This is a genomic window from Streptomyces sp. NPDC057010, assembly GCF_042673805.1.
Taxonomy (GTDB): Bacteria; Actinomycetota; Actinomycetes; order Streptomycetales; family Streptomycetaceae; genus Streptomyces.
Window position 1 is genome coordinate 230,546 of record NZ_JBHUSC010000001.1, and the last position, 22,767, is coordinate 253,312.

Consider the following 22,767-nt stretch of genomic DNA (forward strand, 5'->3'; position numbering starts at 1 on the left):
TCCGGGCCGCCCGGCGTCCCCGAGCGGACCGAGCGGACCGAGCGGCCCCACCGGCCCGCCGGCCACAGCCCCCCGGTCCGCGCCCGGTTCCCGGGGGCGGCGGCGCCCCGGACCACCGCCCGCCCGCTCCCCGTCGACGGTCTGCGCGGCCACGCCTCCGCCCTGCGCACCCACGCGGTCCGCATGCGGGCCACGGCGGTGACGGCGGCGGCGCCGGCCCGGAGGGATCCCCAGGCCGGCGCCGCCCTGCGCGCGGAGATCGACGTCCTCGCCGCCCGCTGCGCCACCGCCGCGAACGGCTTCGCCCTGGCCGCCGCCCAGCTCGGCGAGCGGTGACGGCAGCGGCCGGGTCACGTAGACGCGGTTACAGGACCAGCGACAGCAGCAGGACGAAGCCCAGCCCGACCACCGAGATGATGGTCTCCATCACCGACCACGTCTTCAGGGTCTGCCCGACGGTCATCCCGAAGTACTCCTTGACCAGCCAGAATCCGGCGTCGTTGACGTGGCTGAAGAACAGCGAGCCGGCGCCGATGGCAAGGACCAGCAGGGCGGTCTCGGTCGTGGACATGCCCGCGGCGAGCGGGGCGACCAGCCCGGCCGCCGAGATCGTGGCCACCGTCGCGGAGCCGGTGGCCAGGCGGATGGCCACGGCGATCAGCCAGGCCAGCAGCAGGGTCGGAATGGCCCAGTGCTTCGACAGGTCCAGGATCATCTGGCCGACGCCCGCGTCGATCAGGGTCTGCTTGAAACCGCCGCCCGCCCCCACGATCAGCAGGATGCCCGCGATCGGTGCGAGGGACTTCTCCACGGTGGTGGAGAGCCGCGCCCGGGTGAAGCCGGCCGCCCGGCCGAGCGTGAACATGCCCACCAGCACCGCGGCGAGCAGCGCGATCAGCGGCGAGCCCGCGACGTCGGTGACGCGCTGCACCCCGTTGGCGGGATCGTTGACAACGATGTCCACCAGCGCCTTGACCAGCATCAGCCCCACCGGCAGCAGGACCGTGAAGACCGTCGCACCGAACCGGGGCCGGTGCTCCAGCTCCTCCGAGGGGCGCTGCGGAACCATCTTCTCGGGCGCCGGGATGTCCACCCACCGCGCCGCGTACCGGGAGAACAGCGGCCCGGCGATGATCACGGTAGGGATGGCGACGAGCACGCCGAGGGCGAGGGTGACGCCCAGGTTCGCGTGGAGCGCGTCGATGGCGACGAGGGGGCCGGGGTGCGGCGGGATCAGCCCGTGCATCACGGACAGGCCGGCCAGCGCCGGGATGCCGATCCGCATCAGGGAGTAGTTGCCCCGCTTGGCCACCAGCAGCACCACCGGGATCAGCAGGACGATGCCGACCTCGAAGAAGAGCGGCAGCCCGATCACGGAGGCGATCAGCACCATGGCCCAGGGCATGGCCCGGCCCTTGGCGCGGGCGAGGATCGTGTCCACGATCTCGTCCGCGCCGCCCGAGTCCGCCAGCAGCTTGCCGAGGATCGCGCCGAGGGCGATCAGCACGCCCACGCCGGCGACCGTCGAGCCGAGCCCGGCGGTGAAACTGGAGATCGTCTTGGCCAGGGGAGCCCCGGCGAAGACACCGAGGGCCAGCGAGCCGACCGTCAGGGCCAGGAAGGCGTGCAGCTTGAGGCGGGTGATGAGCAGGACGATGACGGCGATGCCCGCGAGGACGGCGATCCCCAGCTGGGTGTTCCCGGCCGAGGTGATCGGTCCGGTGCCGGCCGCTGCCAGAGTCTCGACGCTGAGACTGGTCACGGTGACGATTCCTTAGTTCTCGGGGGTGCGGAGCCGGCGCAGAGCGGCCAGCGCCCGTTCGGTGATGTCCTCGGGGGATCCGGACACGTCCACGGCGACGCCGGGTTCGTCTTCCCGGAGCGGCTCCAGCGTGGCGAACTGCGAGTCGAGCAGGGTGGCGGGCATGAAGTGGCCCGTCCGGGCCGCCATCCGCTCCTCGATCAGCGGCCGCTCTCCGGTGAGGTGTACGAACACCGCCTGGGGGGCGGCGGCGCGCAGCCGGTCCCGGTAGGCGCGCTTGAGGGCCGAGCAGGCGACCACTCCGCCGCTGTGCGCGGCGGCGCGCTCGCGGATCCACGCGCCGATGGCGTCGAGCCACGGCCGGCGGTCCGTGTCCTCCAAGGGGATGCCGGCCGACATCTTCGCGACGTTGGCCGGCGGGTGGAAGGCGTCGCCCTCCGCGTACGGAAGGGCCAGCGCCTCGGCGAGCAGCCGGCCCACGGTCGTCTTGCCCGTGCCGGCGACGCCCATCACCACAATGACGCGCTGGGTGCTCACGCCTGCTCTCCTCGCTGTCCTCGTCGACATCGGTTCGTGTGGCAGCAGTGAAGCCTATTAAGTAGTACTTATTCAAGGGTCGGCGGATAAAACATCGCATCTTTTGTTCGCCGGGGCGTCACCGTACGCTTACGCCATGCTTCACTCCCACGTGCTGGACACCCTCGGCCTGGCGATCACGGCCGGGGAGTACCCGCCGGGCAGCGTCCTGCGCACGGACGAGATCGCCGAGCGCTTCGACGCCTCCCGCACCGTGGTGCGCGAGGTCGTCCGCGTACTGGAGTCGATGCACCTGGTCGAGTCGCGCCGCCGGGTCGGCGTCACCGTGCGCCCCACCGCCGAGTGGAACGTCTACGATCCGCAGGTCATCCGCTGGCGGCTGGCCGGCGCCGACCGCCCCCGCCAGCTGCGTTCCCTGACCGTGCTGCGCTCGGCGATCGAGCCCGTCGCGGCCGGGCTGGCGGCGGCCCTGGCCACGCCCGAACAGTGCGCCGAGCTGACGGAGGCGGCCCTCGGGATGGTCCGCACCTCGCGCGGCCACCAGCTCGACGGGTACCTGCGGCACGACATCGCCTTCCACCGCGTCATCCTCAACGCCTCCGGCAACGAGATGTTCGCCCGCCTCGGGGACGTCGTCGCCGAGGTCCTGACCGGCCGCACCGAGCACGCGGTGATGTTCCACGACCCCGACCCGGCGGCCGTCACCCTCCACGTCCGGGTGGCGGAGGCCGTACGGGAGGGCGACGCGGCCCGCGCCGAGGCGCTGACCCGGCAGATCGCGGTGGGCGCGCTGGAGGAGCTGGACGTACTCGCTCCGTAGGCCCGCCCACCGCGAGCCGGGGCCGGTCTCAGGCGTCGAGCACGGCGAGTTCGAGCTCGCGCAGCCGCTCCGGTTCCGCGATCACGTCGATCCCGGTGATCAGGCCGTCCTCGATGGTGAAGGCGAGCACCAGGAAGAGGCGGCCCCGCGGGGCCATCGCAAGGCCGACCGTGCCGTTGACCAGCGCGGTCTGCGTGGACTGGGCCCGCTCCATGGCGGCCATGGCGCTCTTGGCCACCGTGACGGCGCCGCTGAGGAAGATGGGCACCGGGCTGGGGCCGACGGCCTTGTCGGCGCGCAGGGTGATGTCCGGGTCGAGGAGCGTGACCAGCGCGTCGAAGTTCCCGCCGCGGGTGGCGGCCAGGAAGGCGTCCACCACCTGCCGCTGACGGGTCAGGTCGGCGTCGGGCACCGCGGGAGCGCCCTTGACCCGGCGGCGGGCGCGGCTCGCGAGCTGCCGGGTTGCCGCCGGGGTCCGCTCGATCATCGGGGCGATCTCGTCGAAGGGCACGGCGAACAGGTCGTGCAGGACGAACGCGATCCGCTCCGCCGGCCCCAGCGTGTCCAGCACGACCAGCAGCGCCAGGCCGACCGAGTCGGCCAGCACCGCCTCCTGTTCGGGGTCGACCGCGTCCTCGCGGCTGACCGCCGGGTCGGTGGGGTAGGCGTCCATCGAGTCCTCGCGCCGCGTCTCGCGCGAGCGCAGCATGTTCAGGCAGATGCGGGAGACCACCGTGGTCAGCCATCCGCCGAGGTTCTCGACCTCGCTGGTGTCGGAGCGGTCGAGGCGCAACCACGCTTCCTGTACCGCGTCGTCGGCCTCGCTGAGCGAGCCGAGCATGCGGTAGGACACCGCTCGCAGATGCGAGCGGTGCTCTTCGAAGCGCTCCGTCAGGTCCGTTCTTCCGTCCACCTGTCACATTCCTTCCTCGCAGCGGACCATAAAAGTAGATCATCGGAAAAATGCTGCTGCGAGGGGGAGTTGCGCCGGACGGAGCCCGGCCGGTCAGACGATGTCGTAGAACCCCTCCCCGTCCAGGTAGTGCGCGGTCAGGATGTCGTGGAGCACGGTGTTCGGCGTCTCGTGGACGAGGTACACGCGCAGGGGGTAGGTCCAGTCGTCCACCGACCGGTGGATCGGCTCGCCCGGGCGGACGTTCACGGCCGCGTCGTGGAAGCTGTCGAGCCCGCGCAGCTCCGCCATCCTCGGGTAGTCGCGCAGCGTCCCGGCCGCGGGCGAGACCATGTTCACGAGCCCCGCGTGCCCCGCCAGTTCATAGCCCTCGTCCCAGCGGGCGAGGAAGCGGTCGGGGTCCACGTACGCGTCCACCGTCCAGTCCAGCTGGCTCTCGCCGATCGCCGCCTTCACCGGCACGTGCAGGTCGGCGCCGCACGCACGGGCGGCCGTCTCGATCAGGCGCGGTCCCTGCGGGGTCAGCTTCAGCTCGCTGTGCGCGGGCCCGTTGCGCACCCCCAGCGCGTCGAGGACCAGACAGGTGTAGGCGGCCAGCGCGTCCTGATCGCTTCCCCGGCGGGGCAGCAGCACGGCGCTGACCCCCAGGTCGCGGACCCCGTTGGCGCTGATGTGGTGCATCCGCCAGATGTCGGTGACGTGGTGCCTGCCGTCCAGGCTCACGGTGTTCACGATGTACTCGCCGCCGACCAGGTACTCCTGCGCGAGCACCGACCCGTTGCGGGCGCCCAGCGCGCTGTCGGTGCCGATCAGCGCGGCGAAGGCGGCCCGGACCTGCTCGGCGTCGTCGCAGAAGTGGATGCCGTCGTTGCCCGCGCTCTTGACCGGCTTCAGCACCACCCGGCCGTCCGCCTTGGCGTACCAGTCGAGCAGCGTGTCCAGGTCCGTGGCCAGGATCTGGCCCACGGCGGGCACCCCGGCCGCCCGCACCGTCTCCAGCATGCGGTACTTGTCCCGGCGGGCTGTGCTCAGCGCCGTGCCGTTGGTCCGCAGACCCAGCGCCTCGCTCAGTACGTCGGCCAGCTCCACGCCGCTCTCGATGCCGGGCAGCAGGCACACCGGAGCGTGGGCGGCGACGGCCGCTGCCGTCGCCGCCGCGTCGCCCCCGTGCACGACCTCGGCCACGAAGTCCTGCGGCCGGAAACTGCGTTCGTAGACGGGATGGGCGGTCGCGGCGCTCCGTACGTGCACGCAGTCGAAGCCCCGCTCCCGGAAGAGCGGCGCCAGGGACCGGGCACTGGAGTAGGCGTCGACGATCGCCACGACCGGGCGGCCGGTCGGGCTCGGCTTGTCACTCATGTCAACCTCGTGGATCGGTGTTCGTCAGATCGGGCCGCAGAGGGCAGAGCCAGGCCGGTCTGCCAGGCCAGGAAGGCGAGGGTGTCGGCGGCCAGGGCGGCCGCCCGCGACGTCGAGCGGCCCTTGTGGCCGGCCTCCGCCTCGCTGCGCAGCAGGATCGGCGCCCGGCCCCCCGTGGCGTGCTGGAGCGCCGCGCACATCTTGCGGGCGTGCATCGGATCGACCCGCGCGTCGTTCTCGGAGACCGTGAACAGCACCGCCGGATACTCCACCGCCTCCCGGACGTGGTGGTAGGGCGAATACCCCAGGAGCCAGCCCAGCTCCTCGGGCTCCTGCGCCGAGCCGTACTCGGCGGACCACAGGCGCCCCAGGCCGAAGCGCTCGTACCTGACCATGTCCAGCAGCGGCGCCTCGCACACCACCGCCCGGTACAGCTCGGGCCGCTGCACCAGCGCCGCGCCCACGAGCAGGCCCCCGTTGGAGCCGCCGTGGATCCCGAGCCGGTCCGCCGTGGTCCAGCCGCCCTCGATCAGCGCCTCGGCCGCGGCGTGGAAGTCGTCGAACACCTGCTGCTTGTTCTCCCGCATCCCGGCCCGGTGCCACTCCTCGCCCTCCTCGCCACCGCCGCGCAGGTTGGCCACGGCGTAGACACCGCCGGCCTCCACCCAGGCCAGGACGGACGGGTCGTAGGCGGGCACCTGGGAGGAGCCGAAGCCCCCGTACCCGAACAGGATCGCGGGGCGCGGCCCCGTCCGGTGGAGCGGTTCGACGACGAGCATGCGCACGGTCGCGCCGTCGGTGGAGCGGTAGGCGATCTGCGAGCTCTTCACCTGCGGGACGGCCACCATGCCCGGAGCGGCCGCCCAGACGCCGGTGGTGCCGTCACGGGCGTCGTACCGCAGGACGGACGTGGGCGAGGTGCCGTCGGTGTACGAGAACCACGCCTCGTGGCCGCCCTCCGGGCGTTCGAAGAGCCCGCCGAGCGAGCCGACTCCGGGGGTCGGCACCGTGCCGAGCCGCTCGCCGGTCTCCAGGTCGTGGACGGTGATCTCGCCCGCGGCGTGCCGCAGCCAGCCGACGAGGAGCCGCGGCCGGTCCAGCTCGGGGCCGTCCAGGATCGCGAAGTCGGTCAGCACCGCCTCCGGGTCCTCGGGTATCAGGTCGCGCCAGGCCCCGTACGACAGGTCGGAAGGGGAGGCGACGCAGAGCCGCGAGCGCGGTGCGTCCCGGTCGGTGAAGAGGTACGCCCGCCCGTCGCGCCACATGTACAGCCCGGTGTCGGCGTCCTCGCCCACCTGGACGGGCTGGAACAGCGGCGCCTCGGGGGTGCCGGCCGTCAGGTCCCCGAGCCACAGGTCACTGCGGTTCTCGGTGCCGCGGGAGGCCCCGACGCTCAGCCAGCGCCCGTCGCGGCTGACCAGGATCCCGTAGTCGTTCGAGTCGGGCAGCCCTTCCCCGAAGACGACCACGTCCTCCGATTCCGGGTCGGAGCCCACCCGGTGGAGGTAGACCCGGCGCCGCCCCGGACCGCCGCCGTCCTCTTCCGCGCCGTCCTCGGGCAGGCGGCGCACGTAGTAGTAGGCCGAGCCGCCGGGGAGCCAGGCGACGGCCGAGTGCCGGGCGCGCGGGATCGGGCCCTCCAGGAGCACGCCGGTGGCCACGTCCAGTACGTGGAGCAGAGACTCCTCGGTGCCGCCGCGGGAGATCTTGTACGCGAGCCGGCGCCCCTCCTGATCGGGGTGCCAGGCGTCCAGGGCGGTGTCCCCGGTCGGGTCCAGGCGCATCGGGTCGAGCAGGACGCGTTCCTCACCGTCCGCTTCGACGGTGAGCAGGACGGCGCGCTCCTGGCCGGGGAGGCGGCGGGTGAAGAACCGCCGGCCGCCGCGCCATACGGGGGCGCTCACGCTGCCGGTGCCCAGCAGTTCGGCGATGCGCCCGCGCAGCGCCGCACGGCCGGGCAGGCCGTCCAGGACGCGGTCGCACAGCTCGCGCTGGTCCGCGGACCACTGGCGGGTGCCGGCGCTCTCCGGGTCCTCGAGCCATCGGTAGGGGTCCTCGACCAGATGCCCGTGGAGCTTGTCCTGGCGGGGGTCGCGGGGCGCGGGGGGATAGGCGAGAGAGGTCATTGCTCCGCTTTCTGCAGTCCGCCCGGCGCGGCCGAGGCGTCGTCGTGGCCGAGGGAGTGGAAGGCGCCGCCGTGGAAGACCAGGGGCCCTTCCCCGGGTTCGTCCGACGGGGTGAACGCCAGCACGCGGGCCAGGACGATCGCGTGGTCCCCGGCGGGGACGACCGACTGGACCCTGCCTTCGAGCCAGGCGGCCCCGCCCGACAGCAGCGGGGCGCCGGTCTCCTGGCCGGGCCGCCAGGCGTGCCCCGCGAACTGGGCCTCGCCCACCGGGCGTTCGGCGCGGGCGAAGTGCACGGCCGTCTCGCGCTGGTCGGCCGCGAGGACCGTCACGCCCAGCGGCGAGCCCTCGGTGACGAGCGCGGCCAGGTTCGAACCGTGGGCGACGCAGATCAGTACGAGGGGCGGATCGAGGGAGACGGTCACGAAGGAGTTCACCGTGGTCGCGTGCGGGACCCCGGCGGTCACCGTCGACGCCACGGTCACGCCGGTGGCGAAGGCCCGGCCGGCCTGCCGCACCAGCAGGGCGGCGGCCTCGGCCTCCGCGTCCGCGCCCGGGCCGTCGGCTTCGGGGGCCGCCGCCTCCCCGTACCTGCGGGCGGCGGTGTGGCCGACCCATGCCGAGACCAGTGCCGAGGCCGCCGCGACGAGCAGCAGCACGGTGAAGGAGCCGCGCAGCGAGCCGAGGCTGGTGACCCCCATGAACAGCAGGATGCTCACGGTCACGCCGGCGAAGGTCCCCAGCGTGAAGTAGCCGGAGACCCGGCCGGCCACCGCCACGGGCTCGTTCTCCAGGATCCGCGCCTGGAAGGCCACCGCGAACACCTGGCCGGCCAGCAGCATGGCGGAGCTGGCGAGGACCGCCACCCACGCGGTCGTCACCAGCGTCATGCAGGCGAGGGAGACGGCCACCGTCAGCGCGGCGAGCACGCCGGGCCGCAGCCCGCGGCGGCCGCGCAGCCGGGCGGCCAGCGTCGCGCCGATCACCGCCCCGGTGCCGTTGGCCAGGTTGATCACGCTCAGCCAGGTGGCGCCGCCGCCGAGGAAGTCCCGGGCGACGACGTTGGGGTAGACGTTGATGACCCCGGCGCCCGCGTTCAGCGCGAACACGCTCGCCAGCAGCCACCTGCTGCTCGCGGTCAGCCGCGGCTTCCCCGCCCCGCCCGCCGTCCCGTCCGCCCGGCCGCCCGCCGGGGCGGGGACGGGAGCGGGCGCCAGCCGTAGCAGCAGCAGACCGGAGACGACGAAGCTGGCGATGTCCAGGGTGATCAGCACGGGCAGGTTGGAGACCTGGAGCATCAGCGGCGCGGCCGCGGTGCCCAGGATGAAGGTCGACCAGTCGACCTTCGACACCGCCGCCAGCGCCGAGGGGATCCGCTCGGTCGGCAGCACCCGGCGCAGGTAGGCGGTCTGCGAGGCGGTGAAGAACGGGGTCAGCAGGCTGAGGAAGGCCATCACGCCGATCGTGGCGGCGGAGGTGAAGCCGCCGCCGGCCCCACCCCCGACCGCCGCGAGCAGCACCAGGAGCACCGCGGCGCGCAGCACGTCCAGCCCGATCAGCGTGCGCCGGGTGTCCCGGCGGTCGGCCAGCGGAGCCAGCAGCCGCGACCCGAACAGGATCGGCAGGTACACCAGCACGATCGCCGTGGTGAGCAGTGCGTTGGAGCCGTGGTTCTGGTTGTAGGCGTAGTAGACGACCCCGGTGCGGAACAGCCAGTTGCCGAACTGGCTGACCGCGTACGCCGACAACAGCGCGCGAAGGGAACGGTGTTCGGGGGTCGCGCGACGCTCGGTGGGTGGCACGGTGCTCCTTGTCGATCCGGGTGCTGCTCGCTCTCGTCCTGTCTAGTCCGTACCGGGCCCCGAGGTCTCGTCCGCGGTCAACCGGGCGCGCAACTCGGCCAGTTCCCCGGGGTCGCCGCCGCGCTCGGCAGCCAGCTCGATGTCGGCGCGGGCCCCCTCCGGATCGGCGAGTTCGAGCCTCAGCACCGCCCGGTTGTAGGCGTAGTCCGGGTCGTCGGACAGTCGAACCGCATGGTCGAGGCAGGTCAGGGACTCCTTCGGGCGGCCACTCGCATGGAGGACGTGCGCGAGGTTGTTCCAGGCCTCGGTGAGCTTGGGATCGCGGGCCACCGCGGTGCGCAGGCTCTCCTCCGCTTCCACCGTGCGCCCGGTCTCGGAGAGGGCCAGCCCCCGGTTGCTCCACGCCTGCGCGTTCCCGGGGGCGTGGTAGACGGCGGCGTCCAGGCTCGCCAGCGCCTCGTCGGGCAGCCCCTGCTTGAGCCGCAGCACCCCGAGGCCCAGGTGTGCCCGGGCCTCCCCGGGCTTGAGCTCCACCACCCGCCGGAAGTCGCGTTCGGCGGCCTCCGCATCGCCCTGCTGCGCGTGCAGGCGGGCCCGGTTGAGGTGGGCCTCGTAGTAGGGCGGGCACAGCTCGATGGCCCGGTCGTAGTACTCCAGCGCCTCCTCGAACCGGCCGGTCCGCTGGAGCATGTTGGCGAGGTCGTTGGCGTATTCCCCGTAGTTCGGGTCGAGGGATATGGTCCGCTGGTACGTCTCGTACGCCTTCGGGAAGTCCTTCACCATTTCGTAGATCTGGGCGGTGTTGTAGACGAGGATCGACTGGTGGAGTGCGTATTTCTCGTCACCGTAGATCTTCTGCATGCGCTCCATGCCCTCGGTGCAGAGGGTGAGCGCCTCGTCCATCCGTCCCTGCCGTGCCCGGATATAGGCGAGGGCGTTTTCGGCGAATACCTTGATGTACTCGTACTTCGGGTGGTCCTGGAATTCGGTGGCGAGCTTCTCCAGGTTGAGCAGGGCGAACCGTTCGGCGGTCACGAGGTCCGGGGGCGACTGGTAGCGCCCGTGCGCCATGCTCTGCGAATACAGGACCGTGGGCGTGTAGAGGCTCTGCGGGAAATGCCCGTAGAACGTGTCGAGATAGGGGATCGAGGTGTGCGCCAGCCCCAGGGAATAGAGGACGAAGGACATCCGCAGGTAGACCAGGTTGTGGGTCTGGCCGCCGCCGGGGAGGGTGCGCAGCTGCGGGTCCGCCCAGAAGCGGGAGAAGAGGTCGAACCACGTGTCGTAGAGCCCGATCTCCTGGAGGGAGATCGACAGCGGGGCCAGCGCCACCACCTGGTCGGACGCGTCGCGCAGGGCGAGGTGGTGGACCGGGTGGAACACCTCCTCGGGGGTGTCCGCGAGGCCGGCGAGCACCTCGCGGTGCAGGCGTTCCCTGGTTCCGGCGTCGTACGTCTCGTAGTTGCGCACCGCGACCGGGTCGTCGTCCGCGCAGTGGGCCCCGACGTGGGCCTGCAGCAGGTCGTAGCGGGGCCGCTCGCCCAGCAGGCTCAGGTAGAGGTCGAGGTGGGTCTCGAAGGTCAGGTAGTCGGGCAGCGACACCTTCGCGTCGGCGCAGCGCATGAGCGCCGAGAGCCGGGCCGGCCGGCCCTGCGAGAGGCGCCACAGGCTGTCGAGCCGCTTGGCGTCCGGGGTCGGGAAGCCCCAGCTCTCGATCAGCTCGCGGGCCTCGCCGCGGGTCAGCGGGCCCAGGGTGACCCGGGCGCTGTGCTCGGCGAGGGCGACGTCCGGTTCGCCGTCCACCAGGAGCACGATGGTCAGGCGCCGGCCCAGCGTCCTGCGGCGGGCGACGATGTCGAGGAACCGCACCACCGTGGGCGACAGGCGCTCGGCGTTGTCGATGACCAGCGTGTAGGGCGGCCGCCCGGGGGAGTCGAGGAAGGCTTCCAGGAACTCGTACAGGCCGTGGAGCAGCTTGTCCTGGTACTCGTGGAAGTAGAAGCGGGTCCGCTCGTCGCGGCTCGCGACGCCCGTGAGGTCCTTCGGTACCCGGTAGGCGGGGGAGTCCCGGTGCGGGAAGATCCGCTTGAGGGACTGCTCGGCGGCGGCGACCAGCTCCGGGGCGTCGGCCTCGGCCGTGCTCAGCGCGTGGTCCACCAGCGGTTGCAGTCCGGCGAGGTAGCCGTGGGCCAGTTTGTCGCCGCTCGCCGACACCACCGTGCCGACGGGCCGGCCTGCGGAGGCGGGGGCGGATGCGAGCCAGGCGCGCACCGTGTCCGCCTTGCCGCTGCCGTCCGGTGAGGTGACCAGAAGGAATACGGGGGCCTCGGGATCATCGGAATTCAGTCGCCTGCCGGCCTGGTCGAGCTCGGCGAAGAGGGCGGGGCGCACGCGCGGAAATGGAGCGGTCATGCCGGATTTCTCCCGTGTCCGAATCTGTCTCACCGGAGGGGGGGTGGGGGGCCCGGTTACGCGGACCCCCCACCTTAATTCGCCTCGGTCTTCGCCTTAGCCGGCGACGTAAGGCGTGGTGGTGCGAACGGTGTCCTGCTTCTCGGCAACCTTGACCTTCATATTTTGTCACCCCTTTGTTCTGTCAACGGGTCAGTGTCCCTGAATTTCGGACGGCATCAGCATGGGACGGGTGAGTTGACGGCGTCAAGGACGCGCCGGGGGAGGCCGGTTCGGGGTTATGGCCGGATCGGAGCGGGTGTCCGCTATCTGTGCGCGCCGCGAAAACGCGGCGCCCGGCCGGCTATTTCACACGGACCCTGACGGTCGTTTCGTATACGAGAACCCGCGAGGGCGGCGGCGATCCCGGCCGGCGCCGCACGGGCCGCGGGTGCCCGTGCGCTGGTGGGCGGGGTCGCGGGCGGCGCGCGCCGCCCGCGCGCACGGGCCTGCCGGCGGTGACCGCCCGTCGGCTGTTCGTCACCCGGCCGTACGTTTCCGCCCACGGGCGCGGGGTGTTGGCCGTCCGGTCGTCGTCGGGTGCGCGTGGCCGAATGCGGACGGACCGACTCCGCGGCCGGACCCGCGGCGGTCCGCGCCCGCCGCAACTATGGCCTGAAGCAGATGTTTTAGTTTTCTACAACCTGTTGCACGGGGACGAGCCCGGCTGCTGGATAATGACCGTGAACAGCCGAGCGGAAGACGCCGGGGACACGTGGTGACCCGGGCAGGAGAGGGAGCCCCCGATGGACGTGCAGCACTTCGAGCGGATCACCGCGTTCATCGAGGCGCGGCTGACCCCGCTGTTCGACGAGTCGACGGGCAGCGAGCACGGCTGGGGCATGGACGACACCTCCCGCGCGCTGCGCGCGCTGCGCAACGCCGTCCTCGAGGCCTCCCACATCAAGGGGCTCATCGCGCAGCGCGAGTCGGCCGAGCCGGCCATGCGCCGCGTCATCGACCAGTCGGTGGAGCACAACTGGGACGTCCTGCGCGGCATCGCCCGCATGTGGGAGGACCACGCCGACTTCCGCCACGAGTTCAGCCACCACGCGTGGGAGCTCGAAGGGCACCACAGCCACGCCTGATCCGTCAGGCGGGTGTGACCCGCCGGCCCGAGGCGTCGCAGGGAAGCCGCACCCCGGGATGGACGGCGCGCAGGTCGCGGAAGGTCTCCTCCTCGGTCTCCTGGATGGCGGTGGGGGAGATGTGGATGAACCCGGCGAAGGGGCGGTCGATGGTGTAGATCATGACCAGCGCGCTGGTGAGGAGCGCCGTGATCACGGTGAGCGCGGCGAGCTGTGCGCCGTTGTTCCGGTGGGGGATGGAGACGCCGAGCCCCACGACCGTGAGGGTCAGCGTGCTCAGCAGGAACCACATGATGGCCGGCGGGATGGTGGGGCTGGCCTGGGCGAGGCGCTGTTGGCGCTGGGCGGAGCGGCTCTCGTCGGCCGAGACCAGCATGCCGAAGGCGCTGTCGGCACGCAGTTCCAGGAACGTCCGGCGGAAGTCGGCGGTCCAGACGCCGGGCTGGGAGGAGCTCCCGCCGTCCTCCATGGCCGGCCACTCCTTCGTCCGTACGGCGCGGGCGTAGCAGACGACACCGGCCTGCAGCCGCGTCCGCTGGGTGTCGGGCACGTACCCGGCCACTTCGGCGAGGTGGTCCAGGGCGTGCGCTTCGGCGCGGGCGGCGTCATCGGCCTTGCTGTAGGAGGCGGCCGACGTCGCGAGGACGAAGGCCAGGAGCAGGACGGTGAGCGTCTGCATGGGGCCGATCAGATCCCGCACGCCCATGCCCTCGTCGTCGGCGCTCACCAGCCGGGGCCGCAGGAACCGGTTGGCGGCGAAGGAGGCGACGAGCGCGATCGCGGCCACCACAATCAGGGTGCTCATCCGCCGGACCCTTCCAGGCGGGCAGCCCCGCGGGCCGCATGCGCTCCGCGTTCGGCCGGACCGTTCGCCCGAACGTACGACAGGACGTGCGGGTCCGGGGCCGGGCGGCTCCCGAACCGCCCGGGTCGGAGAAGTGGACGAAGGGGCCACAGGGCATGTCCTGGATCCCGGTGACCTCGATGCCCCGCCCGCACAGTCCTGAGTGGTGTGACGCGTCGTCACGCCATCATGCTCCGGACACCGGTGCCGCGCCGCCCGGAACGGCGCCCCCGGTCGGGCCGGCCGCCGCGAACTGCGTGCGGTACAGCTCCTCGTACCGCCCGCCCGCCGCGAGCAGCCCGGCGTGCGTGCCGCGTTCGACGATCCGGCCGTCCTCGACCACCAGGATCAGGTCCGCCGCCTGTACGGTCGACAGCCGGTGCGCGATCACCACCGCGGTCCGGCCCGCCAGGGCCTCGCCCAGTGCCTCCTGCACCGCCGCCTCCGAGGTGGAGTCCAGGTGGGCGGTGGCCTCGTCGAGGATCACCACCCGCTGGCGGGCCAGCAGCAGGCGCGCGATGGTCAGCCGCTGCCGTTCCCCGCCCGACAGCCGGTAGCCGCGCTCCCCGACGACCGTGTCCAGCCCGTCCGGCAGCGAGGCGACCAGCCCGTCCAGGCGGGAGCGGCGCAGGGCCTCCCAGATCTCCTCCTCGCCCGCCTCGGGCCGGGCCAGCAGCAGGTTGGCCCGTACCGACTCGTGGAAGAGGTGCCCGTCCTGGGTGACCATGCCCAGCGTCTCGCGGATCGAGTCGGCCGTGAGGTCCCGTACGTCGACCCCGCCCAGGCGGACCGCCCCCGCGTCGGCGTCGTACAGCCGCGGCAGCAGCTGCGCGATGGTGGACTTGCCCGCGCCGGAGGAGCCGACGAGGGCGACCATCTGGCCCGGCTCGGCGCGGAAGGACACCTCGTGCAGGACCTGGGTCCCGCCCCGGGTGTCGAGGGTGGCCACCGATTCCAGGGAGGCGAGGGAGACCTTGTCCGCGGAGGGGTAGCCGAAGGAGACCCGGTCGAACTCCACGGCGACGGGCCCCTCGGGCACCGTCCGGGCGTCGGGCTTCTGGGCGATGAGCGGCTTCAGGTCGAGGATCTCGAAGACCCGCTCGAAGCTCACCATCGCGCTCATCACCTCGACGCGGGCGCCGGCGAGCGCGGTCAGCGGGGCGTAGAGCCGGGTCAGGAGCAGGGCGAGGGCGACGACGGACCCGGCGTCCAGGGTCCCGCGCAGCGCGTAGTACCCGCCGAGCCCGTAGACCAGGGCCAGGGCCAGGGCCGAAACGAGGGTGAGGGCGGTGATGAAGGCCGACTGGGCCATCGCCGTCCGGATGCCGATGTCGCGCACCCGCGCCGCCCGGGCCGCGAACTCGGCGGACTCGTCGGCGGGCCGGCCGAACAGCTTGACGAGCGTCGCGCCCGGGGCGGAGAAACGCTCCGTCATCTGCGTGCCCATCGCCGCGTTCAGGGCGGAGGCCTCCCGCTGCATCGCGGCCATCCGCGCCCCCATCCGGCGGGCCGGCAGCACGAACACCGGCAGCAGCACCAGCGCCAGCAGGGTGATCTGCCAGGAGATGCCCAGCATCACGGCGAGCGTCAGCAGCAGGGTCACGGTATTGGAGACCACCCCGGACAGGGTGTTGCTGAACGCCCGCTGGGCGCCGATCACATCGTTGTTGAGCCGGCTGACCAGCGCCCCGGTCCGGGTCCGGGTGAAGAAGGCGACCGGCATCCGCTGCACGTGGTCGAAGACCGCCCTGCGCAGATCGAGGATCAGCCCCTCGCCGAGGGTGGCGGACAGCCTGCGGGTCAGCAGCCCGAGTCCCGCCTCGGCGACCGCGATCAGTGCGATGAGGAGGGCGAGGCGGGTGACGGCCCCGCTGTCACGGCCGGCCACGATCGCGTCGACGATCCGGCTGGCGAGCACCGGCGTGGCCACCGCCAGCAGTGCGGCGACCACGCTGAGCAGTAGGAAGAGGGTCAGTCCGCGGCGGTGCGGGCGGGCGAAGGCGGCGACCCGGCGCAGGCTCGCCCGGGAGAGCGGGCGCCGGTCCTGCTGTGCGTTGATCGCACTGTGCAGGGAGGTCCAAGCGGTGACTTCCATGTCCATGGCCGAAACGTTAAGACCTCAATCAAGCTTCAGGTCAACCATTCGGGTGCGCAGCCTTCTCCCGTGGCGCCAACTGCCGTCCGCACGAACGAAATTCACATCCCTCGGCCGTTGTCGGTGCCCGCTGGCATCATCGGTCCATGACGCAGGGATCCGAGTCCGTACGCTTCGGCAAGGGCACCACCGACACCGTCCTGCACCGCTTCGAGCAGTGGGCCCGCGACACCCCCGACGGACGCGCCGTCATCGCCGGCCACGAGAGCTTCACCTACGCGCAGCTCGACACGCACGCCAACCGGCTGGCGCGCCACCTGCTCGCCTCCGGCCTGCCGCCCGGCGGCCTCGTCGCGATCGGCACCACCCGGCAGGCCGAACTGCTCATCGCCCTCCTCGCCGTCCTCAAGGCCGGCGGGGTCTACGCCGTCATCGACGTCGACACCCCGCGCACCGGCCGGCGGCAGCTCGCCGCCGTAGAGCCCTTCGCGCTGCTCACCCGCGCCGCCCAGGAGCCGGCTCTCGACAGCGGAAGCGGACTGCGGGTGATCCGGCTGGAGGAGCAGACGGCCGCGATCGCGCAGCAGCCGGCCGGGCCGCCCGAGGCCCCGGCGCCCGCCCGGACCGCCGCGATCCTGTTCACCGGGGGAGCGGAGCCGCGCGCCGTCCCCGTAGGCCACACCACACTGCTCACCGCGTACGAGGGATGGGCCGACGTGGCCCGGCTGACCCCCGAGGACCGGCACCTGATCACGGCCGGAGCGGCCCTCACCGACTTCGCCGCGGGCTGGACCCGGGCCCTGTGCTCCGGCGGCACCCTCGTGCTCCCCGTCATCTCGCCCTGGAAACCGGAGGACATCCAGAGGGTGGTGCAGACCGAGCGGGTCACCGTCCTGCACACCCACCCGGCGGCCGCCGACCGGCTCGTCGTGCGCGGGTCGAAGCCCGCGCCCGGGGTGCCGCGGAGCGGGCGCACGCTCCGGGCGGACGCCCCCTCGCTGCGCCTGCTCGCCCTCACCGGGGACCGGGTCTTCCTCGACGAGCTGGACGCCCTGCAGTCGCGGCTGCGGCCTGGGGTGCGGGTGCTGGCCGTCTACGGCCTGACCGAGGCGGCCGGAGTCGGTGCCCACTTCGAACTCCCGCAGCTGCGGGGCCCGATCGACGAACCGGCCGGGCTCTGCCTGCTCGGCGTCCCCTTCCCCGGCTGCGGTGTCCACGTCCATGACGGGGAGATACGGCTCACGCCGCCCGGCGGCGGCGACGCGATCCCCACCGGAGACCTCGGGCTGCTCCGCCAGGACGGCCTGCTGGAGTTCCGCGGCCGGATCCGGGACCGGATCGCCGTGCCTGGCGGTTCCCTCGACCCGTACGCCATCGAGGCCGCGATCCGCAGCCATCCCGGCGTCGGCAGGGCGATCGTGACCGCGGTCGCGGGCGACGCCGGGGTCAGCCGGCTCGTCGCGTACGTCGCCCCGCCACCCGGTGACGTCATCGCCTGGGACGCCGCCGCCGCGCTGCCGGACATCGGGGGACTGCGTGACCACCTGGCGGGTGTGGTGCTCAGGGAGGAGACCCCGCGCGCCGTCATCAAGCTGCGCGCCCTGCCGCGCGGCCGGGCGGGCCAGGAGGACCGGACGGCCCTGCCGCTGCCCGCACGGCACGACCCCGAAGCGGTGGCCTCACCCAACAAGTTCAGCCGCGCCACCCAGGCCGCCGGGGAACCGGGAGGCTGCGTCTTCGGGTGCGGGGCTCTGTTGCTGGGCTTCGTCGCCCTGATGCTCACGAACGTGCTGTGGCCCGGCTCGACGGACCTCACCGGGGTGCCGAGCCCGTGGGCGTCCCTCTTCTTCCTCCTCTACGTGTGCGAGGTGATCGCCTTCGGCGCCGGTGTGCTGTTCCTGATCAACGGGCACCGCAGGATGAAGCACCGCAACCTGAGCCGATGGCGCACCAGGGCCGCCCACCTCGCCGCGAGCTACCTGCTGCTGGCCTGGTGGCCGCAGGACAACCTCTACCGGCTGGCGGGCAAGCACGACTGGCCGCAACAGGCCCTGCTCGTCTACCTCTTCAACGTCCCGCTGATGATCGCGGGCCTCATCGTGGCCGTCTTCCTCGCCAGAAAGCCGGACGACCCCTTCCACTTCGACGGGCAGGAGGAGGCCTAGAGGAAGTCCGCGGGCCCGAACATGGCGTCCACCGCCAGCGCACGGGCCCGCACCAGCGCTTCGGCCGCGTCCAGCACCTCCCTGCTGTGCGCGGCCACCAGCACACCGAGCCAGGGCACCGGGTCGAAGGCCGCGGTCGGGATGGCGGGGACGAACACCGCCCCCAGCTCGGCGCAGGCCCGCGCCACATCGGTACACAACTCGTCCAACTGCGTCTCCGGCAGCCGAGCCCCCAACTCGACCCGGTCGACGATCCGTACGAGGTGCCCCGCGCCCCGCAGCGCGTCGAGCCGGGCCGCCACCATGAAGGCGATGGACGGCCCGGTCAGCCGCAGGTTGGCCTCGGTGGGCGCGAGCCGCCCGGCACGGTCCATCACGACATCCACGTCGAACCAGCCCCGGTAGCCGGCGGCCGCCAGCTCCCGGCCCACGGCCGCCCCGAAGGCGGCGAGCGGCTGCTGCGCCGACTCGGGCACCACCCCGGGCCCCACCGTGGCGCCGCGGTAGCCGCCCTCCGCCACGTCCATCACCGCCACGCCGACCTCGTGCAGCCGGCCCGTGCCGTCCACGAAGCCGTCGTAGGTGAGATCGCGAAGGCCGTGATCAGGGCCCTGGACGTACTCCTCCACCAGCAGCGGCCCGCGCGGCAGCCGCCGCAGCAGGGCGCGGGCCCCGCCGGCCGCCCGCACCTCCCCCGGAGTGACCACGGTGGTGCCCGAACCCCCGACACCATGCTCCGATTTCAGAACACTGCTCTCCCCCGCCTTGGCCCGGGCGGACAACAGCCGCACCGCCGCCCACCGGGTACGGGCCTGCCACTGCCCGGGCAGCACGATCCCGGGATGCCCACCCGCCGCCAGGATCCGGCCGAACAGCCCGTGCGCCGCCGACTTCGACTCGTACCGCAGCTCCCCGTCCCGCACCGGCCGCCCCGCCAGCCGCCCGAACGCCCGCGTCAGCCCCCACGGTACGAGGGGCAGACCCGCACCCGTCAGCCGCGCGACGAGCGCCGGCCGCTCCCTCACGGCATCGATCAGCCCCGCCCCCCGCTCCACCAGCCCGTCGTACACCTCCACCCCCGCCCACCCCAACTGGCGGCACACCAGCTCGACCCAGCCCCGCGGAACGGACCTGGGCAGTACCAGCACGGCAGGCTGCGGACTGTAGAAGGCGGCCAGGCACGCGTAGTGATGGGCGGGCCACTGCTCGCGATCCAAACTGCCGTCGGCGAACTGCGCATTGAACTCGGCGACATTCCCCAGGTGCACGGCCGGCTCACCCCCGGTCCACGCCCGAGCCCACCCGACGAGCGGAACGGGAGCCACCTCGAACCGCACCAGGTCACCCGGGCCGCCCGGTACAGCGATCGCCCCCATCGCCCGATAGAACCCCACCGCGTGCGGATCGGAGTCGATCACCAGCCGCCGCACCCCCAACTCCACGGCCCGACGCAGCACGTCCCGGTACAGCAGCCGCCCCACACCGCACGCGATGACGGCCGGCTCCACGAACAACAGCCCGAGCACCGCCCGCGAACCGCCCCCTTCCAGGGAAGCGACCCCGACCACCTCCCCGTCCTCATCCTCGGCGACAACGATCCGGCGCTCCACCACCTCCTCTCCCCGGATCCGCAGCTCCTCCTCACACCCGGCGAGAAACCCGGCCCCGTACCCCCAGTGGCCCTTGGACCGCATCACCAGCCCGGTCAGCGCCTCCGCCTCCTCCACCCCCGCAGCCCTGACCTTTACCATTCCCTGACCTCCCCATGGTCCACCGGAGGGCCGTGCGATAGATTCGGCCAGCCCAGGGCACATCCTTTCCCACCCACCCGGAGACAGGCTTCTCAATGAGCGACATCATCAACGGACTTGGCCGCACCAGCGCCTACGGCGCCCTCGGCCTGGTCCTGCTGATCCTCGGCATCGTCCTCGTGGACGTGCTGACGCCCGGGAAGCTCCCGAAGCAGATCTGGGAAGAGCGCAACCGCAACGCCGCCATCATGCTCAGCTCCGCGCTCCTCGGCATCGGCGGCATCGTCTTCACCTCGATCTGGACCACGTACAACGACTTCGGCAAGGGCCTCCTCTCCACAGCGGCATTCGGGGTACTCGGCCTGATCCTCATGGGACTGGCCTTCCTCGTCCTCGACCTGGTCACCCCGGGCAAGCTCGGCGCCATCGTGGTCGACCCCGAACCCCACCCCGCGGTCTGGGTCACGGCCTCCTGCAACCTCGCCGTGGCCGCCATCGTCGCCGCGTCCATCGCCTGACGGCAGCGGTGCCGGGGGCGGGGTGGGGTGTCGTCCGGGACTAAAACGAGATGACTTCGGCGCGAACCCCCGCCCGCAAAGGCAACCACCATGGGGCGCCGAACATCGAAGCCCGTCCCGGACGACACCCCACCCCGCCCCCGGCACCGCCCCCCGACACCGCCCCAACCGGCGGCCGGCCCGGCTACGCCAGCCCCAGCGCGAACACCGCGAACCCGGCCGCCAGCACCCCCGCCACAGCGCCCCGCACCGTACTCGCCCTGCGCCACGGCTGCTCGAACCGCCGCGCGTAACGCGCGATGACGACCAACAGCACCGCGAACACCGGCATCCAAGCCACCCGCGCCGCGATCCACCCCAAACTGTCCGGCGCCGTGGTCAGCCCGGCCACCCCGCCCACCCCGCCCGCAAACGACCCCGGCACGGCCGCCGCCAGCATCGCCGTCTGGTGCCAGCACAAAATGGTCATCGCGCACAGATTGATGAGCACCACCGGCGCCCACACAACAGGCCGCGCCAGCACCCGCGCCAGCCGCCCCCGCAGCAGGATCGCCGCCCCCGACTGGCCCGCCGCCAGCGCCAGCACCAGGAGCGACGGCGGGTGCGAGTTGGTCCGCGCCTCACCCGGCACGCCCACCATCGACGCCGGGTAGTGGAAGACCGCCAGCAGAGTCGCGAAGAGCAACGCGCCGCCCACCAGCAGCAGCCACCCCCCACGCCGCCCGATCCGCCCCTCACCCCAGGACACACCGAGCTGGTACGCGAAAAGCCAGCCCGGCAGAACATTGATCAGCGCCACCCACCCCGGCACGGCATCGGCGAGCGGCCCGTACCGCAGGAAGTCCACCACGGCCACCGACAGGAGCAGCGGGGCCGCGGCCCACCCCCCGAGCCGCCGGGCCGCCCGCACGCAGTACGGCGTCAGCGCGGTCACCACCACGTACACCCCGACGAACCACAACGGCTGGATCACCAGCGTCGCCCCGGTCCGCAGCGTAGCCAACGGCACCCCGGCCGCGTACAGCACCGGCGCCGCCAGCGCCCACACCGCCGTCACCCCGAGCACCGGACGCCCCAGCCGGGCGATCCTGCCCTTCAGCCACGCCCCCGCAGACCCCTTGCGGCGCCCGAAGGACAGCGCCGAGGCATAACCGCCGACCAGGAAGAAGATGCCGAGCATCTGGAGCACCCAACTGGCCGGGGCCAGCCCCCCGAAGGCCGACAGCGGGCTGGCATTGTGCAGACCGCCCTCCGCATCGAGCGTGAACCCGCCGAGCAGCCAGTGCCCGGTCGGCACGGCGAGCAGCGCCAGGGCGCGCAGTCCGTCGATCGCCCGGTCCCGATGGGCCGGGGTCTGCCGCTCGATCCGGTCGGCGGCGCCCTTCAACGCGGTGAGCGTGCTCATCGGACGTCCCCCTTCGCGATCGCGGCGAACGCCGCCAGTGACCGGGTGCCGGGCGCGAAGTAGCCGGTGTGGCCCTGTACGTCGGCGGCGGGCACCCGACGCGCCCCGAACGCCGCCGAGGTGGGATCGGCCCCGTGGCCCACCCCCGCGAACTCGACGTGCGGGATGTCGGCGATCCAGTCGGAGGGTCCCCGCGCCGCCCACACCCGGGCACGGGTCCGCAACCCGGCCGCGCTCTCGGCGCGCATCCCCGGCGAGCCGAACGCCACGATGTCGGTGGCGTCCGTGTGCCGGGCCGCCAGCCCGCAGACCACCGAGCCGTAGCTGTGGCAGAACAGCACCGGGTCGGGGGCGCCCACCGCGTCCAGCCCCTGCGTGAACCGGGCCAGGCGCACCGCCCCCGCCTCCGCGAGCCGGCCGGCCGCCGCGTCCAGGCCCACCCCGACCGGGGTGGTGTAGCCCACCCAGGCGATCACCGCCGTCGCCCCGCCGGCCGCCGCCCGCAGCGCCCGGGCCATACCGGCCGGCCCGGTGGCGGGCTTGCGCACGGCGTCGTAGCCGGTGGCGTCGTTGTCGGACCCCGGCACGATCACCGAGACGTGCCCGGCGCGCTCCAGGTCCCCGAACACCTCGGCGACCTGGCCCCGCCCGCGCGGGTCGAAGGCCAGGATCTGCCGGTCCGGCGCGGCGAGGGCGGCGTAGCGGGCCTCACCCGTCGCGGCGACGGCGATCCGGTTGGCCTCGTACCGCAGCGGCAGCGGCGCGCCCTCCAGGTTGCCCACCACCAGCGGGTGGGACCGTACGAGCTCCCGGCGCGCGCCCTCGTCGAGCCCGGCGAAGAACCGGGCCACCTCGCGCGGCGACGCCCCCGCCGGATCGGGCAGCGCCCGGCCGGAAACCGTCTCGGCCCGCCAGGCGGCGGTCCCCGGCGGCGGCCCGGTGACCGCCGTCTGGCTGTCGCCGGAGGCCCATCCCGCGGTCCCCGCGACGACGGCCACCGCCAGCGTGGCCGTGACCATCGTCCTTCCGAAGCGGCGCATGCCCCGTCTCCTCTCCTCGTGACGAGGAGGAAGGTAGGAAGGAGGCACCGGACCGCACGTCGGACCGTGGAGCCAAGTCGGATGTCATACC

17 protein-coding genes are annotated in these 22,767 nt (G+C 72.9%); 5 read left to right on the forward strand and 12 right to left on the reverse strand.

Annotated elements, in window-relative coordinates; translation table 11 throughout:
* On the forward strand, positions 1-336 hold a 336-nt coding region (locus ACFTXQ_RS01095; protein WP_382634500.1), incomplete at its 5' end, for a hypothetical protein.
* Between the two features lie 28 nt (positions 337-364).
* Here ACFTXQ_RS01095 and ACFTXQ_RS01100 read toward each other — a convergent pair.
* The gene (locus ACFTXQ_RS01100) at positions 365-1,762 is read right to left on the reverse strand and encodes a gluconate:H+ symporter (RefSeq protein ID WP_382634503.1); all 1,398 of its coding nucleotides are present in this window, start codon (positions 1,760-1,762) and stop codon (positions 365-367) included.
* A gap of 12 nt (positions 1,763-1,774) precedes the next feature.
* Positions 1,775-2,299: a gluconokinase gene (locus ACFTXQ_RS01105; RefSeq protein ID WP_382634505.1), complete on the reverse strand. Its 525-nt coding sequence runs from the start codon at positions 2,297-2,299 to the stop codon at positions 1,775-1,777.
* Between the two features lie 136 nt (positions 2,300-2,435).
* Between ACFTXQ_RS01105 and ACFTXQ_RS01110 the strand changes: the two genes are divergently transcribed.
* Positions 2,436-3,119 carry a FadR/GntR family transcriptional regulator gene (locus ACFTXQ_RS01110; protein WP_382634508.1) on the forward strand — a complete coding sequence of 228 codons (684 nt, stop codon included), beginning with the start codon at positions 2,436-2,438 and terminating at the stop codon, positions 3,117-3,119.
* A gap of 28 nt (positions 3,120-3,147) precedes the next feature.
* On the opposite strand, the gene ACFTXQ_RS01115 is transcribed toward ACFTXQ_RS01110, so the two are convergent.
* From ACFTXQ_RS01115 to ACFTXQ_RS01135, 5 genes are all read right to left on the reverse strand, one after another.
* Positions 3,148-4,032 (reverse strand): sigma-70 family RNA polymerase sigma factor, encoded by an 885-nt coding sequence (locus tag ACFTXQ_RS01115; protein WP_382634510.1) that lies wholly within the window; start codon positions 4,030-4,032, stop codon positions 3,148-3,150.
* Between the two features lie 93 nt (positions 4,033-4,125).
* Positions 4,126-5,391, reverse strand: a complete 1,266-nt coding sequence (locus ACFTXQ_RS01120; RefSeq protein WP_382634513.1) for an ATP-grasp domain-containing protein — start codon at positions 5,389-5,391, stop codon at positions 4,126-4,128.
* Complete coding sequence (locus ACFTXQ_RS01125; RefSeq protein ID WP_382634515.1) at positions 5,388-7,517, reverse strand: prolyl oligopeptidase family protein; 2,130 nt, start codon at positions 7,515-7,517, stop codon at positions 5,388-5,390. The genes ACFTXQ_RS01120 and ACFTXQ_RS01125 overlap by 4 nt, the downstream gene beginning before the upstream one ends.
* Positions 7,514-9,319, reverse strand: a complete 1,806-nt coding sequence (locus tag ACFTXQ_RS01130; protein WP_382634518.1) for an MFS transporter — start codon at positions 9,317-9,319, stop codon at positions 7,514-7,516. The genes ACFTXQ_RS01125 and ACFTXQ_RS01130 overlap by 4 nt, the downstream gene beginning before the upstream one ends.
* 42 nt (positions 9,320-9,361) lie before the next feature.
* Positions 9,362-11,731 carry a tetratricopeptide repeat protein gene (locus ACFTXQ_RS01135; protein WP_382634520.1) on the reverse strand — a complete coding sequence of 790 codons (2,370 nt, stop codon included), beginning with the start codon at positions 11,729-11,731 and terminating at the stop codon, positions 9,362-9,364.
* A gap of 785 nt (positions 11,732-12,516) precedes the next feature.
* Between ACFTXQ_RS01135 and ACFTXQ_RS01140 the strand changes: the two genes are divergently transcribed.
* Positions 12,517-12,858 carry a hypothetical protein gene (locus tag ACFTXQ_RS01140; RefSeq protein ID WP_382634522.1) on the forward strand — a complete coding sequence of 114 codons (342 nt, stop codon included), beginning with the start codon at positions 12,517-12,519 and terminating at the stop codon, positions 12,856-12,858.
* A gap of 4 nt (positions 12,859-12,862) precedes the next feature.
* Here ACFTXQ_RS01140 and ACFTXQ_RS01145 read toward each other — a convergent pair whose 3' ends face one another.
* Complete coding sequence (locus ACFTXQ_RS01145) at positions 12,863-13,663, reverse strand: hypothetical protein (RefSeq protein WP_382634524.1); 801 nt, start codon at positions 13,661-13,663, stop codon at positions 12,863-12,865.
* A gap of 226 nt (positions 13,664-13,889) precedes the next feature.
* Positions 13,890-15,803 carry an ABC transporter ATP-binding protein gene (locus tag ACFTXQ_RS01150; RefSeq protein ID WP_382634527.1) on the reverse strand — a complete coding sequence of 638 codons (1,914 nt, stop codon included), beginning with the start codon at positions 15,801-15,803 and terminating at the stop codon, positions 13,890-13,892.
* A 140-nt stretch (positions 15,804-15,943) separates the two neighbouring features.
* Here ACFTXQ_RS01150 and ACFTXQ_RS01155 point away from each other — a divergent pair, with 140 nt between their 5' ends.
* A complete protein-coding gene (locus ACFTXQ_RS01155; protein WP_382634530.1) occupies positions 15,944-17,962 on the forward strand; it encodes an AMP-binding protein in 2,019 nt (672 codons plus the stop codon).
* Here the strand turns inward: ACFTXQ_RS01155 and ACFTXQ_RS01160 are convergent.
* Positions 17,959-19,713, reverse strand: coding sequence for a GNAT family N-acetyltransferase (locus ACFTXQ_RS01160; RefSeq protein WP_382634532.1), 1,755 nt, complete (start codon positions 19,711-19,713; stop codon positions 17,959-17,961). The genes ACFTXQ_RS01155 and ACFTXQ_RS01160 overlap by 4 nt on opposite strands.
* A 95-nt stretch (positions 19,714-19,808) precedes the next feature.
* On the opposite strand from ACFTXQ_RS01160, the gene ACFTXQ_RS01165 reads away from it, so the two are divergent.
* On the forward strand, positions 19,809-20,231 hold the full coding sequence (locus ACFTXQ_RS01165) for a DUF350 domain-containing protein (protein WP_382634534.1): 423 nt from the start codon (positions 19,809-19,811) through the stop codon (positions 20,229-20,231).
* A gap of 184 nt (positions 20,232-20,415) precedes the next feature.
* Here ACFTXQ_RS01165 and ACFTXQ_RS01170 read toward each other — a convergent pair whose 3' ends face one another.
* Both ACFTXQ_RS01170 and ACFTXQ_RS01175 read right to left on the reverse strand, forming a co-directional pair.
* Entirely contained in the window at positions 20,416-21,636 is a 1,221-nt protein-coding gene (locus ACFTXQ_RS01170; protein WP_382634536.1) for an acyltransferase, read from the reverse strand.
* On the reverse strand, positions 21,633-22,676 hold the full coding sequence (locus tag ACFTXQ_RS01175; protein WP_382634539.1) for an alpha/beta hydrolase: 1,044 nt from the start codon (positions 22,674-22,676) through the stop codon (positions 21,633-21,635). The genes ACFTXQ_RS01170 and ACFTXQ_RS01175 overlap by 4 nt, the downstream gene beginning before the upstream one ends.
* Between the last annotated feature and the right edge of the window lie 91 nt (positions 22,677-22,767).